Annotated in this window: 12 protein-coding genes; 3 read left to right on the top strand and 9 right to left on the bottom strand. The window is 75.1% G+C overall.

Annotated elements, in window-relative coordinates; translation table 11 throughout:
• Positions 1-478 precede the first annotated feature (478 nt).
• Complete coding sequence (locus JNW98_RS16495; RefSeq protein WP_372459261.1) at positions 479-1,159, top strand: helix-turn-helix transcriptional regulator; 681 nt, start codon at positions 479-481, stop codon at positions 1,157-1,159.
• On the opposite strand, the gene JNW98_RS16490 is transcribed toward JNW98_RS16495, so the two are convergent.
• From JNW98_RS16490 to JNW98_RS16470, 5 genes are all read right to left on the bottom strand, one after another.
• Entirely contained in the window at positions 1,152-3,068 is a 1,917-nt protein-coding gene (locus JNW98_RS16490) for a feruloyl-CoA synthase (protein WP_223768991.1), read from the bottom strand. The two genes, JNW98_RS16495 and JNW98_RS16490, sit on opposite strands and share 8 nt — an antisense overlap.
• A gap of 29 nt (positions 3,069-3,097) precedes the next feature.
• On the bottom strand, positions 3,098-4,708 hold the full coding sequence (locus JNW98_RS16485) for an HAL/PAL/TAL family ammonia-lyase (RefSeq protein ID WP_223768990.1): 1,611 nt from the start codon (positions 4,706-4,708) through the stop codon (positions 3,098-3,100).
• 285 nt (positions 4,709-4,993) lie between these two features.
• Positions 4,994-5,176: a tautomerase family protein gene (locus JNW98_RS16480; RefSeq protein WP_223768989.1), complete on the bottom strand. Its 183-nt coding sequence runs from the start codon at positions 5,174-5,176 to the stop codon at positions 4,994-4,996.
• Positions 5,167-6,420 carry a DegT/DnrJ/EryC1/StrS family aminotransferase gene (locus tag JNW98_RS16475; protein ID WP_223768988.1) on the bottom strand — a complete coding sequence of 418 codons (1,254 nt, stop codon included), beginning with the start codon at positions 6,418-6,420 and terminating at the stop codon, positions 5,167-5,169. The genes JNW98_RS16480 and JNW98_RS16475 overlap by 10 nt, the downstream gene beginning before the upstream one ends.
• Positions 6,417-8,084 (bottom strand): (2,3-dihydroxybenzoyl)adenylate synthase, encoded by a 1,668-nt coding sequence (locus tag JNW98_RS16470; RefSeq protein ID WP_223768987.1) that lies wholly within the window; start codon positions 8,082-8,084, stop codon positions 6,417-6,419. Before JNW98_RS16470 ends, JNW98_RS16475 begins: the two co-directional genes overlap by 4 nt.
• 151 nt (positions 8,085-8,235) lie before the next feature.
• On the opposite strand from JNW98_RS16470, the gene JNW98_RS16465 reads away from it, so the two are divergent.
• Positions 8,236-9,483, top strand: coding sequence for a cytochrome P450 family protein (locus JNW98_RS16465; protein WP_223768986.1), 1,248 nt, complete (start codon positions 8,236-8,238; stop codon positions 9,481-9,483).
• Between the two features lie 71 nt (positions 9,484-9,554).
• On the top strand, positions 9,555-10,253 hold the full coding sequence (locus JNW98_RS16460) for a thioesterase II family protein (RefSeq protein ID WP_223768985.1): 699 nt from the start codon (positions 9,555-9,557) through the stop codon (positions 10,251-10,253).
• 12 nt (positions 10,254-10,265) lie between these two features.
• On the opposite strand, the gene JNW98_RS16455 is transcribed toward JNW98_RS16460, so the two are convergent.
• From JNW98_RS16455 to JNW98_RS16440, 4 genes are all read right to left on the bottom strand, one after another.
• Positions 10,266-10,796 carry a GNAT family N-acetyltransferase gene (locus tag JNW98_RS16455; protein WP_223768984.1) on the bottom strand — a complete coding sequence of 177 codons (531 nt, stop codon included), beginning with the start codon at positions 10,794-10,796 and terminating at the stop codon, positions 10,266-10,268.
• Positions 10,797-10,880: 84 nt separating this feature from the next.
• Entirely contained in the window at positions 10,881-11,657 is a 777-nt protein-coding gene (locus JNW98_RS16450) for an SDR family oxidoreductase (RefSeq protein WP_223768983.1), read from the bottom strand.
• A 43-nt stretch (positions 11,658-11,700) separates the two neighbouring features.
• Positions 11,701-13,002: a phthiocerol/phthiodiolone dimycocerosyl transferase family protein gene (locus JNW98_RS16445; RefSeq protein ID WP_223768982.1), complete on the bottom strand. Its 1,302-nt coding sequence runs from the start codon at positions 13,000-13,002 to the stop codon at positions 11,701-11,703.
• A 213-nt stretch (positions 13,003-13,215) separates the two neighbouring features.
• Positions 13,216-14,374 (bottom strand): alpha/beta fold hydrolase (locus tag JNW98_RS16440; RefSeq protein ID WP_223768981.1); only part of this gene is annotated, 1,159 nt, incomplete at its 5' end.

Below are 14,374 nucleotides of genomic sequence, written 5' to 3'. Positions count from 1 at the left end.
ATGTCCGGAATCGGCCGGTCGACGACAAGTCATACGACGGATGCCGGGGTTCCGGCGGCTCGCGAAGACTGACGATCAGTGACACCGCATCAGACGGAGGCACCGACCGGATGCCTCCGAGGCGAGGAGCAGCCATGCGCACGGGGGAGTGCCCTTCCCACAGGACCACCGCGGAGGGTGGCGGCCGGCCGGAGGCATGCCGGCCGAGATGACCGGGCACCGTCGGCCTCCCGGCACCGGTGTACCCGTACGCCGTCCGCCCGCGTAGGGCACCCCGCTCGTCCCGCCACCCCGCCCCCGAACCACCAGGACGCCCCCGTACGCCCCGGCGCACGCCGGCCGCCGCTCGGAGGGCCCTGATCCGTACGTCCGACACCGGCGTCCCGGGCCACCCCCGCGCCGCCCGTCCACCGCGCGGCGCGAGGCCGGCGGACCCATCGGCGACCGCATCCTCGTCACCGCACGTGCCCGAAAGGCGATGAGTTCCTTGGCGACCCCCACCCCCACTCTCGAGGGCCTCCTCACGACACCGGCGGCGCAGCACGCCGAAGCGCACCCCCCGCTCCACCGGCCGGGCTCGGCCACGGCCTGCCTCGACCGGGGCCTCGTCCTCCGGCAGGCGGACGAGGAGTTCTTCCGCCGGTTCGGCGGCTCGGCCCCACGCCTCGTCGGCCGGTCCTTCACCGACCTGGTGCACCCCGGCTGCCGGGAGCCCCTGCTGCGGCAGTTCGCCGGGCTCACCGAGGGCCGGCGCGACCGGTTCGGCACCGAGGTCATCGCGGTGGGACCGGACGGCACCCCGTTCCGGACCGACCTGACGGCGCTGGCGGTACGCGGCGGGACCCCCGACATCTCGGCCGTCTGGCTGACGCTGGCGGCGGCCGGCGAGGCGGCGCAGCCCGCCGCGGCGACGCCCCGCAAGAAGATCCTCAGCGAGATCGACGCACGTATCCTCGAAGGCATCGCGGCCGGTGTCTCCACCGTCCCCCTGGCCGCACGCCTGTACTTGAGCCGGCAGGGGGTCGAGTACCACGTGAAGAGCCTGTTCCGGCAGCTCCGCGTGCCCAACCGGGCCGCACTCGTCTCCCGCGCCTACTCCATGGGCCTGCTCAAGGTCGGTACCTGGCCGCCCAAGGTGGCGCAGGACTTCGTCAAGTGAGCCCGGACCGCGGGGTGATGACGTGCCGCGGCGCGGGTTCCGCGTGCAGCCGGGCGACCAGCGGCGCGCGGGCGGCCAGTACCCGGCGCTGGTTGACGTAGCCCTTGTCGGTGATCTCGCCCGCGTCCAGGTCGGGAGGGTCGGCGAGCACCAGCAGCCGCTGGACCCGGGACGCCGACCCGGCACCCCGGTTGAGTCGCTCCAGCGCCGCGCCGAGGTGGGCCGCCAGTGCGTCGGAGTAGAGCACCTCGCCGTCCGCGGCCGGCCGCCGGCCGAGCACCCGCTCGGCCTCGGCCGGGTCGAGCCACGCCAGCGCGCAGACCGCGTCCCGGTGCTCCCCGGTGACCACCGCGTCGGAGAGGACCGGCGCGGCCGACAGCAGTGCTCCGCGCACGGCTTCGACGTGCACGAACGTACCGGTGGAGAGCTTGAAGTCCTCGGTCAGCCGGCCCCGGAACACGAGCCCCGCGTCCGCGTCGCCGGGGTCGGCGAACGCGACGGCGTCCCCCGGCCGGTAGTAGCCCTCCTCGTCGAAGGCGCGCGCGTCGAGATCCGGGCGGCCGAGGTAGCCGGGCGTCACGTGCGGCCCGCGCACCCGGACCTCGTAGCCGTCGCCCTCCGCCGGTACGAGCTTCAGCTCCACACCCGGCAGCGGGACGCCGATGCACCGCGGGTCGGTGAACGGGAAGTGCGCGCTGGTGGACGCCGGCGAGGTCTCGGTGGCACCCCACGAACCCGTCACCGGCACGTCCCGCCCGGTCACTTCGCGGCCCAGCGCCCGGAGGCGTTCGCGCAGGGCCGGGGCCAGCGCCGCCGCCGCGTTGAAGACGAGCCGCAGCCGGGCGAAGAACCGCTCCGCCAGCTCCCGGTCGCGCTCCAGGGCGGGGACGAGCCGCGCGTACCCGGCCGGGACGTTGAACGCCAGGGTCGGGGAGACCTCGCGCAGGTTGGCCAGGGTGCGCCCGAACAGCTCCGGGGTCGGGCGGCCGTCGTCGAGGTACAGGGTGCCGCCGTTGGCCAGCACCAGGTTCACGTTGTGGTTTCCGCCGAAGGTGTGGCTCCACGGCAGCCAGTCCAGCAGCACCGGCCGCTCCCCGGCCAGGAACGGCCACACCTGCCGCATCATCCGCTGGTTGGCGCACAGCATGCCGTGCGTGGTGACGACGCCCTTCGGCGCTCCCGTCGAGCCCGACGTGAAGAGGACCTTCGCGACCGTCGCGCTCGTGACGCCCGCACGGGCCGCCTCGAACACGCGGCCCGGCACCGTACGCAGCAGGGCGTCCAGCGAGTGCTCTGCCGGCCCGCCCCGCGCCGCCACGACGATGGCCTCGCCGCCCACCGCCGCCAGCGCGGGACCGAACCGCCCGGCGTCCTCCGCATACACCGCGCCCGGCCGCAGGAGTTCCGCGATCGCCCGGACCCGCGCGTGGTCCCGGCTCAGCAGGGAGTAGGCGACGCTGACCGGTGCCACCGGGATCCCGGCGCTCAGCGCGCCGAGCGTCATCAACAGGTGCCCGGTGGAGTTGCCGGACAGGACCATCAGCGGCCTCCGCGCGGACAGCCCGCGGTCGAGCAGCGCCTGCCCGATCGCCTCCGCCGCCGCCAGCACCTCGCCGTACGTGCGGTGTTCCCACCGGCCGCCGGTCCCGCGCTCGGCGACCAGCGGGCGGTCGGGCCCGGCCTGGGCCCAGGTGCGGAGGTGGTCGGTCACGGAGGCGGGGTACACCCCCAGCGGCTGCGCCGACGCGAGGAGCACGGTCCCGTCCGGCCGGTCCCGCCGGACGGTACGGGCGGGCGCGAACAGCGGTGACGCGGTCTCCCCGGCGGTGGTCTCTCCGGCGGTGGTCTCCCCGGCGGCGGGGGGCGGGGCGGCGGGGTGCGGGGCGGGGCGCGTGGTCGGGTGCGGCATCGGGGTTCCCTCCCGGTCTCGCGGGGCTGTCAGACGTGCCGCTCGACCGCGCGGCGGAGCTCGCCCGCGCGCAGCAGGGCGGCGACGGTCTCGATGTCGGCGTCCAGCGGCCGGTCGGCGGAGAGGAACGGCGAGTACCCGCGGACGAGCGTGTGCGCGGCCCGGGTCGCGCTCCCCAGCCGCCCGACCCCGGTGAGGTCCGCGGCCTGGCACAGGGCGAGCAGGTGGATGGCGGTGACCTGGCTCGTCAGGCGGACCACCGTGTGCGCGTGCCGCGCGGCGATGGTGCCCATGCTGACCTTGTCCTGGTTGTGCGCCTCGGTCGAGCGGGAGAACGAGCTCACGGGCATCGTCAGGTGCAGCGCCTCGGCGGTCAGCGCGGACGCGGCGATCTGCGCGCCCTTGAACCCGTGGTGCAGCCCCGCCTCCGGGTCGTCGGGACCGACCGGGACGACCAGGTTCGGCGTGAGGCCGATGCTGAACTTGTCGTCCACCAGGATCGCCAGCTGGCGGTCGAGCAGGTCGGCGACCCCGGCCACGGCGGCGGAGACCGCCTGCGCCGCCTGGGCGACGTGCCCGCCGTAGAAGTTGCCGCTGTAGTGGACGGTGTCGGTGGCCGCCTCGAAGAGCGGGTTGTCGTTCGAGGAGTTGATCTCGGTCGTCAGCCAGTCCTCGGCCCAGCCGAGCGTGTCCCGCAGCACGCCGACGACGTGCGGCGCGCACCGGATCGAGTACGGGTCCTGGATGCGGCGCTCCAGCTCGACGTACCGGCGCTCCTCGCTCGAACCGGGGCCCACGAGGTCGGTGTCGGCGACCACGGCGGGGGAGTCGCCCAGCATCCGGTGGACGTTCGCGGCACTCGCGAGCTGGCCGGGGTGCGGCTTGTGCTCGTGCGGGAACGCGGTGAACTGGTCGCGGCTGCTGCGCCGGACCTCCGTGGACAGCGCGGTGCACAGCTCGGCGGCCCACGCCAGCTCGGCCGCCTCGGCGACCGCCAGGGCGGCGTAGGCGGCCATGAAGGACGTCCCGTTGACGAGCGCGAGCCCCTCCTTGGCCTTGAGGGTGACGGGCGCGAGGCCGCCGGCCCGGATGGCCTCGCCCGCGTCGAGCGCCCGGCCCTGGCTGCGCAGGGTGCCCTCGCCGGTGAGCGCGGCGGCGAGGTAGCCGAGCGGCGCGAGGTCGCCGCTGGCGCCGACCGAACCGCGCTCCGGTATCTGCGGCAGCAGGTCCTTCTCCAGCAGCGACAGGATCAGCTCCACCGGTGCCGTGCGGATGCCGGAGTTGCCCCGCGCGGCGCTGTTGGCGCGGATCAGCATGGTGGCGCGGACGACCTCGTCGGGTGCCATGTCCCCGGTGCCGACCCGCAGGAAGCGGAGCAGGTTCCGTTGCAGCGCCCCGGCCTTGTCGGCGCTGACCTGACGGCCGCTGCTGTCGCCGAAGCCGGTCGTCACCCCGTAGATCGGGATGCCGGAGGCGACGATCCGCTCCGTGGCCTCCCGCGACGCCGTCATGCGCTCGGCCGCGGCCGCCGCGAGGGCGATTCTCTGCTTGCCCGGCTGGGTCGCGACCCGCCGTACGGCCCGCAGCGAGAGGCTGTGGCCGTCCAGCTCGATGGTGGTGTCGTCGGTGGGCGAGGCCATGTCGGTCCCCTTCGGTCGGTGAGCGATCGACCGCGTGCGCTGCGTCCTTGCCGGGCAGCCCGCGGCACGCCGGTCCGCGGTCGCGGAGGCGGGTGGGTACGGGCCGGCGGTACGGGAGGCTCCCGTCGCCGGCGAGGCGGGTGGGGTGGGTGGTGCGGCACCGCGAACGGGCGCGGCGGGAGGATGCCCGCCGCCGGCCGGAAGGGTGGCGCGGCGGCGGTCGGAGGTCGACGGCACCGGCCGGGGTTCCGGCCGGAAGCGGCCCGTGCGCGGTCCGGGCCGCGCTCAGCCGGGCGTTCCGCCGATGCCCCACTGGTCGCGGGGGATGCCCTGGAGCGTCACCCACGTCACGTCGCGGCACTCGGGGCCGAGGGCGCGGACCGCCGCCTCGGTGAGCTCCCCGATCAGGGCGCGGCGGGTCTCGGGCGTGAGGCGGTCTTCGTAGAGGCTGACCTGGATCAGGGGCACGAGGGTTCCTTCTCTCGTCGGGCGGGCGCGTCCCGGCCGCTCAGCGCGGCGGCCAGGTTGGCGCCGAGGGTCTCGACCTGGCGGTCGGACATGGCGGGGTGGCAGGGCAGGTTGAGGTGCTCGCCGAACCACAGGCGTTCCGCGACCGGGCACTCGCCCTCGCCGTGCCCGCGCAGCCGCCACTCGGGCAGCAGGTGCACCGGGTGGTAGCGCAACTGGGCGGGGGTACCGGAGCGTTGCAGGGCGTCCAGCACGCGGTCGCGCCGCCCGTCGCCGGGGACGAGCGCGGTGTAGAGGTGGTACGGGTGCACGGCGTCGGGCGCGGCGGTCAGCGGCAGCACGTCGAAGCGGCGGCACACCGCGTCGAGTTCGGCGGCGATCGCCCGCCGGCGGGCGACGAACTCCGGGAGGCGCCCCAGCTGCACCAGGCCCACCGCGCAGGCGGCCTCGGAGAGCGCGGCGTTGGTCCCGCTGCCCCGCAGCCCCGTGCAGTCCTCCCGGTAGGCGTAGTCGGCGTACGCCATCCACGGCAGCGCCGCGGGGGGCCGGCGGTGCGCGGACGGGGTGAAGGTGCCGTCCACCGCGTTCGACCGGATCCGGTCGATCCTGCGGGCCAGTTCGGGCGACGGGGTGCACACCATGCCGCCCTCGCCGAGGGTGGTGATGTTCTTCGACGCCTGGAAGCTGAAGCAGGACAGGTCGCCGAGCGCGCCGGGGCGGCGGCCCCGGTACTCGGCGCCGATCGCGTGCGCGCAGTCCTCCACCACGAGGGCGCCGTGCGCGTGCGCGATGGCGGTGATCCGGTCCATGTCGGCGGGGTTGCCGCCGTAGTGGACGAGGATGACGGCCTTCGTGCGCTCGTTGACCAGGGTCTCCAGCGCGTCCGGGTCCATGTTGAGGCTGCCCGGCTCCACGTCGCAGAACCGCACGGTCGCCTCGGTCGCGAGCAGCGGCTGCGCGGTGGCGTGGTACGTCTGGGGCGTCACGACGACCTCGTCCCCGGCCCGCAGGTCGAGCAGCCGGATCGCGATCTCCAGCGCGACCGTCCCGCTGGTGACCGTCAGGGCGTGCGCGGCGCCGACGTGCCGGGCGAAGGCCCGCTCGAACTCCTCGCGCACCGGCCCCATCGACAGGGGCGCGTCCGCGCGCAGCACCTCGGCCACGGCCCGCACTTCGGCCTCGCCGAGCAGGCTGCCCCGGTGCGGGTGGACGCCGCCGGCGCGGTCCGCCGTCGCCCGGCTCACGAGTGGGCACCGGCCGGCTCGCGGTCGGACCCGGCGGCGTCCGGGCCCGGCGGCGCGTCGAGGCCGAGGTCGGCCACGAGGCGCTTCTTGTCGACCTTGCCGAGGCCGCTCTTGGGGAACGCCTCGACGCACACGACCCGGTCGGGGAACTTGTAGGACGCCAGCCCGCGGTCGCGCAGGTAGCGGCGCAGCTCGCCCAGGGTCGGGGGCGTGCCGACCGGGATGATCACGGCGCAGGTGCGTTCGCCGAGGACGGCGTCGGCCATGGGCACCACGGCGGCCTGGTCGATCCGCTCGTGGCCGGTGAGGTGGCCCTCCAGCTCGGGGGCGGACACCTTGTCGCCGCCGCGGACGATGACGTCCTTCGCGCGGCCCATCACCACGACGCCGCCGTCCTCGGTGATGCGCACCAGGTCGCCGGTGCGGTAGAAGCCGTCCGGGGTGAACGCGCCGGCGTTGTGCTCCTCGGCCCGGTAGTAGCCGCGCAGGGTGTACGGGCCCCGGGTGAGCAGTTCGCCCGTCCCGCCGGCCGCCACCTCGTCGCCCGCCGCGTCGACCACGCGCAGCTCGTCGTGGGGGGAGATGGGCCGGCCCTGGGTGGTGAGGACGGTCTCGGGCGCGTCCTCGCGGCGCGTGAGGCACAGCAGGCCCTCGGACATCCCGAACACCTGCTGGAGGCGGGCCGTCAGCGCCGGTCCGACCTCCTCGGCGAGCGACCGGTGCACCACCGCGCTGCCGACCTGCACCAGCTCCAGCGTCGCCAGCTCCTCCTGGCGCCCGTCGGCGGCGGAGATCCAGGAGTGGGCGATCGTCGGCACGACCGACGTCGTGGTGACCCCGTGCCGGGCGATGAGCGGGAAGCACACCTGGGGGTCGGGCACGGTGCTCAGCACGACGGCGCCCCCACTGGCGAACACCCCGACCACACCCGGGCAGCCCCACGTGAAGTTGAAGGCGATCGGCAGGGTGGCCAGGTAGCGGGTGTCCTCGGAGTACTCGCAGATCCCGGCGGCGGTACGGGCCTGGTAGAGGTAGTCGTCGTGCGTCCGCGGGATGAGCTTCGGCAGCGCCGTGGTGCCGCCGGACAGCAGGAAGAAGGCCACGTCCGAAGCGTCGGGACCGGGCGCGCCGGCCGGGTCCAGGGGCGTCTCCGCTTCGGGGAGCGGCGCGAACTCCCCGGGGTCGCCGACCACGAACACGTGCCGGAGCGACGCGTGCCGCTCGCGCAGGGACCGGGCCAGCCCGCGGTGGTCGAACCCCAGGAACCGGTCGAGGGTCACGTAGGCGCTCGCCCCGGTCAGGCCGCAGATGTGGTCCAGCTCCGCCATGCGGTGGTTGGGCAGCGTGAAGACCGGCAGCACGCCGATGCGGAAGAAGGCGAACGACACCGCCACGTGCTCGGCGACGTTGGGCAGTTGGAGCACGGCCCGGTCGCCCGCCCGCAGGCCGGCGGCCGAGAACCCGGCGGCCAGGCGGTCGGCCCACCGGTCGAGGGCGGCGTAGGTGAAGGACCGGTCCCCGTCGATCAGAGCCACGTTGTCCGGGGTCCGCGCGGCCTGGGAACGCAGCAGCTCGCCCAGGGGCTCACCGGCCCAGGTGCCGTCGGCCCGGTAGCGCTCCGCGGTCTCGGCCGGCCAGGGGACGAATCCATCGAGAAGAGGCATGGCAGGGGTTCACCTTCGTTCTGTGACGGCTGGCATCGGAGAACGGTCTATCAACGGAGCTCTGAGGAATTCCTTAGTCCTTCCGCGGCTAGCCTCACGTCCCGGTCGGGCCGGACGGGCCGGACGCACCGGACAGAGGGGAGCACCCGTCATGACCGTCGACGAGGCTTCGGCGCACGAGGGCCGCCTGCCGGCCTTCGAGGTGTTCGACCAGGGCTTCAAGACCGATCCGTACCCGTGGTACCGCAAGCTGCGCGAGGCGGCGCCGATCCACCGCGTACGGATGACCCTGGGCGCGGACGTGTGGCTGGTGACCGGCTACGAACTGGCCAAGTCCGTGCTCGCGGACGGCCGGTTCTCCAAGATGACCGTCAACGCCGAGCGGGCGTGGCGCTCCCTGGAGCTCATACCGGACGACCCCGACGCCCTGGTCAACCGGATGCTGCTGATGAGCGATCCGCCCGACCACGAGCGCCTCCGCCGCCTGGTGTCCCGGGCGTTCACGGCGCGCTCGATGGAGGCGATGCGGCCGCGCATCGCCGAGGTCGCCGACGAACTCGTCGCACGGTTCGCCGGCCGGGGCCGCGTCGACCTCATCCGCGAGTTCGCGTTCCCGCTCCCCGCCATGATCATCTGCGATCTGCTCGGCGTCCCCGCCGAACACCGCACCCGGTTCGAGGAGTACCTGCGGCTGCTCTGCCTGGCCGAACCCGAGGACGTCCACCGGATGCCCGCCGTCTTCGCCGAACTCACCGCCGAACTCGCCGAGTTGGTCGAGCGCAAGCGGGCGGAGCCCGACGAGTACCTGCTCTCCGCATTGGTCGGGATCCGGGACGGCAGCGATCGGCTCTCCGACGACGAACTGGTCTCCATGGCCTTCCAGCTCATGTACGGCGCCCAGGACACCACCGTCAACCTCATCGGCAACGGCATGCTCGCCCTGCTGGACAACCCCGCCGCCATGGCGGAACTGCGGGAGAACCCGGAGCTCATCCCGGGCGCCGTCGAGGAGATCCTCCGCTTCGACCCGCCGGTGGAGACCGCCACCCCGCGGTACGCCCTGGAACCGCTCGACGTCGGCGGGATGCGCGTGGAGAAGGGCGGGGTCGTGCTCGTCTCCCTCGCGAGCGCCTCCCGCGACCCCGGGCAGTTCGAGGACCCCGACGTCTTCGACATCCACCGCGAGGTGCGCGGACAGCTCGCGTTCGGGCACGGGCTGCACTACTGCCTCGGGGCCGTGATGGCCCGCGTGAAGGGCGAGGTCGCCCTGCGGGCCCTGCTGTGCGGCCTGGACGACCTGCGCCCGGACGAGGGCGCCGAACCGCTGGCGCGCCACTCCGGGTTCATCATGCGCGGCCTGAAGGCGCTCCCCGTCCGCTTCACCCCGCGCGCCGCGTGAACCGGACGCGCCCGCCCCGCACCGCCTCGGGACCCTGGGTGCGGCACCGGCCCGGGACCGCCCCGGGATCGGTGACGCTGTTCTGCTTCCCCTACGGGGGAGGCGGCAGCCGCGCCTACGCCGAACTGCTGGAACCGCTGCCCCCCTGGGTGACCCCCGTGACCGCGCGCCTGCCCGGCCGCGAGAGCGCGCGGCGGCAGCCCGCCCTCACCGACGTCGGGGCGATGGCCGACCTGCTCCTCCCGGGCGTCGTCGAAGCGGTCGACCGCCCGTTCGTGTTCTACGGCCACTCGCTCGGCGCGCGCGTCGCGTACGAGGCGGTCCACCGCCTCGCGGACGCCGGCCGGCCGCTGCCCGCCGCGCTGTGCGTCTCCGGGGCGCCGGCCCCGGCACTCGGCGTCCACGCCCCGTGCCACGACCAGCCCCGCGCGGAATTCCTCCGCACGCTGCGGGCGATGGGCGGCGTCGCACCGGAGGTGCTCGCCGACGAGGAACTGTGCGACTACGTCCTGCCGGTCATCCGCGCCGACATGCGGGCCGCCGAGACCTACCGGCCACCGCGCCGGACCCCGCTGCGCACACCGGTCACGGCACTCGCCGGACGGGACGACCCCCGGGTGCCGGTGGAGCACGTGCGGCGATGGTGCGACGAGGCCGGCGGAGGATTCCGCTTCACGGTCTTCGAGGGAGGCCACTTCTTCTTCCGCGACCACCCGTCGGAGGTCGCCGCGGTGTTGGACGGCCTGCTGCGGGAAGTCGCAGGGGATTAGGGGACCGGCCCATCAGGGCCGCAGCAGCCCGCCCACCCACCAGTCGTGCGGTACACCGTCGTTGGCGATGCCGCGCTTGCGCAGTGTGCCCTCGACGGTGAAGCCGAGTCTCTCGGCGACGGCACGCGAGCCGGTGTTCCCGACCATGGCCCACCACTCGATGCGGTGCACGTCGAGCGTGGCCCACCCCCAGTCGCACAGGGCCCGGGCGGCCTCCACCGAGTACCCGTGTCCGCGCTGCTCCTTGACCGCCCAGTAGCCGAGCTCCCAGACGCCGCGGCTGACGCGGGTCAGGCAGTACGAGCCGACCAGGGCGCCGGTGTCCTCGCGGAACGCGCCGAAGGTGTAGTCCTTGTCCGCGGCCCACTGGGCGGGCAGCTTCTCGCCGACGAGCTCCTCCGCGTCCGCGCGCCGGTACGGCACCGGCACCGGGGTGTACAACTGGATGTCCTCGTCCTGGCAGGCCTCGTACACCGCGTCCACGTCGGCAGGCGTGAAGGCCCGCAGCACCAGACGGTCGGTCCGAAGAGTCACCGGGTCCATCGCGGCAGTATGACCGCCGACGACAAGCGGCGGCCAGTGGATTTCCGACCGGCCGCCACTCCGGGCCGGGCACCGCCCTCCCGCCTAGAGTCCGAGCCGGACGCCCCCCGCCGCCTCGATGCGCTGCCCGGTGACCCAGCGGCCGCCCGGTCCCGCCAGGTAGGCGACGACGTCGGCGACCTCGCCGGGCGTACCGACCCGGCGCAGGGCGGTGGTGGCGGCCATGGCCTCGCGCTGGGCGGGCACCTTCATGTCCGGGTTGATGTCGGTGTCGGTGTACCCCGGGGCGACCGCGTTGACGGTGATGCCGCGCGGCCCCAGCTCCAGGGCGAGGTCGACGGTGAAGGTCTCCAGCGCCGCCTTGGTCATGGTGTACGCGGCGATCACCGGCATCGCCACCCGGGTCGCGGCGGTGGTGACGTTGACGATCCGGCCCCCGTCGCGCAGCCGCGGCAGCGCGCCCTGCACCAGGAAGAACGGGGCCTTGGCGTTGACCGCGAACAGCCGGTCCCAGTCGGCCTCTTCGAGGTCCCGCACACCGCGCGGGACGGTGATCCCGGCGTTGTTGACCAGGATGTCCACCGGCGCCGGCCCCGAACCGCCGCGGACGGCGGCGACGCCCTCGTCGTAGCGGCGCCACAGCTCGTCGAGGGCGCCGAGCGCGCCGAACTCCGCGCGGACCGCGAAGGCCGACCCGCCGGCGTCGCGGATCTCCCGCACCGTCGACTGCGCGGCCTCGTCGTCCCGCCCGTAGTGGACGGCGACCAGCGCGCCCTCCGCGGCGAGGCGGACGGCGACGGCACGGCCGATGCCGCGACCGGCCCCGGTCACCAGGGCGATGCGGTCGGTCGGATCTGACATGGGTTCCTCCGGGAGTGGGTGGTGGTCGGATCAGGCAAGGGAGTCAGACGGACAGCGCGGCCCGCGCCCCGGCGTCCGCGATCCGCTCCAGCGTCGCCAGCGTCCGCGCCCGCACCCGCTCGATCTGGGCGGGCGGGGAGCAGACGGGGGTGTACGGGATCTCCAGCGAGAACGCGCCGTCCACGGTGCTGACACAGGCGAAGAGCGGACCCTGCCCGAACCCGGGGCCGTAGTCCTCGCGCCCGGCCGTCAGCCGGGTGTCGCGCAGCCGCAGCCCGGGCGGGGACACCGGCCCGGCGATCCGGCCCATGTTCGACACGATCACCGTGGTGGCCAGCAGCTCCGGGTGGTCGACGAGGCGGGCGAGCAGGGCGGTCTCCACGGCCCAGCCGTCGCCGGCCAGGGCACCGCGCAGCCCCTCGGTGACCCGGCGCGCCAGCGGACCCACGTGCTCCGGGCCCTCGCCCGGCGCGACGTCCACCACGTCCGGGAACCCGGAGACCAGCGGCAGCATCACGCCGGCCGCCGCCGGGGGCTCGACCCGGGAGCGCAGGTCCACGGGCGAGAAGCAGCCGAGGGCGGCGGTACCGGAACCGCCGAGCTCCTCCCGTATCGCCAGGAGTAGCGCCGCGGCGGTCACGCCGTGCACCGAGGTGCCCAACGTCCGTGCACCCGCCGCGAGTTCGCCGGTCCTGTCGGCGGACAGGGCGACGCGGACGTTGTGCACCGGCTGCCGCCCGGCCGACGGCGCGCCGTCCCCGCCCGCCTCGACGTACGGCAACTGCGCCAGGGGACGGTCGCGCGCCTGTTCCAGGCGCTCGGCGAGCAGCGCCGCCACGGCGTCCCCGGACACGGCCGGCAGCCGCTCCGACACCGTGGCCGGCCACGCGGCCGCCGCCGGGCGGGCCGGTTCGCCGGCCAGCACCGCGGCGTAGTGCCGCCAGAGCTCCGTGTGGAGGGTGAGGGCGCTGGTGCCGTCGGTCACCACGTGGTCCACGACGAGCCCCACGACCGTGTCCGAGCCCCGCGCGGCCGTCGACAGCCGCGCGACCGGGCCGCCGACGGGCAAGGGGGACGTGGCGATCTCCGTCATCACGTCCTCCCCGGGCGCCGGTTCGGCCAGACCCGGCCGGTCGGCCGCCCCCAGCCGTTCGAGGGCGAACCCGCCGCCGTGCGGCACGATCCGGCTGTCCGCCGTCGGATGCGCGTCGAGCGTCCGCGACCAGGCCGCGGCCAGCACGTCGAGGTCGAGGCCGCCCTCGACCTCGACGGTGACCACCGCCCGGCTGCGGTCGCCGACGTGCAGCTCCTCAAGTGGGCAGAGGGGACGGAGGGAGTCGGGCATCGGTTGTGCTCCTCGGGTCGTTCGGGCGGGCCCGCCATCGGGGGAGGGTCCGCCGGAAAGTGCGCGGTGTCGCGCGTCAGCCGGTGACTGCCGCGCAGTGGATCAGGGGGATCGACGGGGGAACGGCCACGGCGCCGGAGCGCCGGACCCGGCCGGCGGCCGGGCGCCCGGCCGGGTCCCGCCTCCGGGGAGGTCCACCGGAGGCCGGGCCGGTCATCCGGCCGCCACCTCCGCCCGTTCCCCTCCGCCGGCTCCGGCGAGACGTGCCTCGACCGCCTTCGCGATGACCTCGATCGGGCCGGGGTCGGTCAGGGCGTAGTGGGAGCAGGCGAGGGGGACCTCCTCGAAGACGCCGGTGGTGAACGGGCGCCAGGACGCGGCCCGGTCGGCGATGCCGCCCGCGACCTCCGGTTCGTCGTCGGCCACCTCGGTGGCGCTGATGAAGAGGACGTCGGCGCGCAGCCGTTCCGGAACCAGATCGGGGGCGATCCGCAGGTTGTTGCGGACCACCTTCGCCACGGTGATCGCCTCCTCACGCGTGAGCGTGCCGGGCACCGCCTCGGGGTCCCGGCGGGAGGAGTCGAGCAGCGCGAGCGACGCGTCGACCGTGGCCGGCGCGGGCATGGTCAGGCCGGCCAGCCGCAGGACGAGGGCGGCGGCCTGCGCCTCGACCGCCTCGCCCTCCAGCGCCGCCGCGTCCGGCTGCGGCGTGTCGAGCATGGTCAGCAACGCGACCTCCTCGCCCGCGGCCTCCAGGGCGGCGGCCAGGCGGTGGGCGACGGCACCGCCGAACGACCAGCCCAGCAGGTGGTAGGGGCCGTGGGGCTGGACGGCCCGGATCCGTTCCAGGCCGTCCCGGATCACGTCCTCGGCGCGATCGGCGGCGGGGAGGGCGCCGTCCAGGCCCAGGGCCTGGAGGCCGTACACCGGGCGGCGCGGGTCGAGGTGCGGCAGCAACCCCGTGTAGCGCCAGGCGACGCCGCTGACCGGGTGCACGCAGAACAGCGGCGGCAGGTCCCCCGCGGCCCGCATCGGCAGCATCGGGGCGAACGCCTCCTGCCCGACGGCCCCGCCGCGCCCGGCGCGGTCGAGCAGCCCGGCGATCGTCGGCGTGGCGAGCAGGGCCGCGGCCGGCACGTCGAGCACGCCCGCGGTGCGCAGGCGCCCGCCGAGCAGCACGGCGCGCATCGAATCGCCGCCGAGGTCGAAGAAGTTGTCGTCGAGCCCGATGCCGTCGACGCCGAGCACGGCCTCCCACTCGGCCGCCACGGCCCGCTCCGCGTCGGTGCCCGGCGGCACGTGCGGCACGGCCAGCGGCGGACGCGGGACGCGGCGCGAGGCGCGGTCGCCGGCGCGGTCGCCGGATCCGCCG

The organism is Streptomyces huiliensis, assembly GCF_020037025.1.
In the GTDB taxonomy this organism is placed as follows: domain Bacteria; phylum Actinomycetota; class Actinomycetes; order Streptomycetales; family Streptomycetaceae; genus Streptomyces; species Streptomyces huiliensis.
The sequence above is the reverse complement of the archived record's forward strand: the minus strand, read 5'-3'. Positions and strand labels throughout refer to the sequence as shown.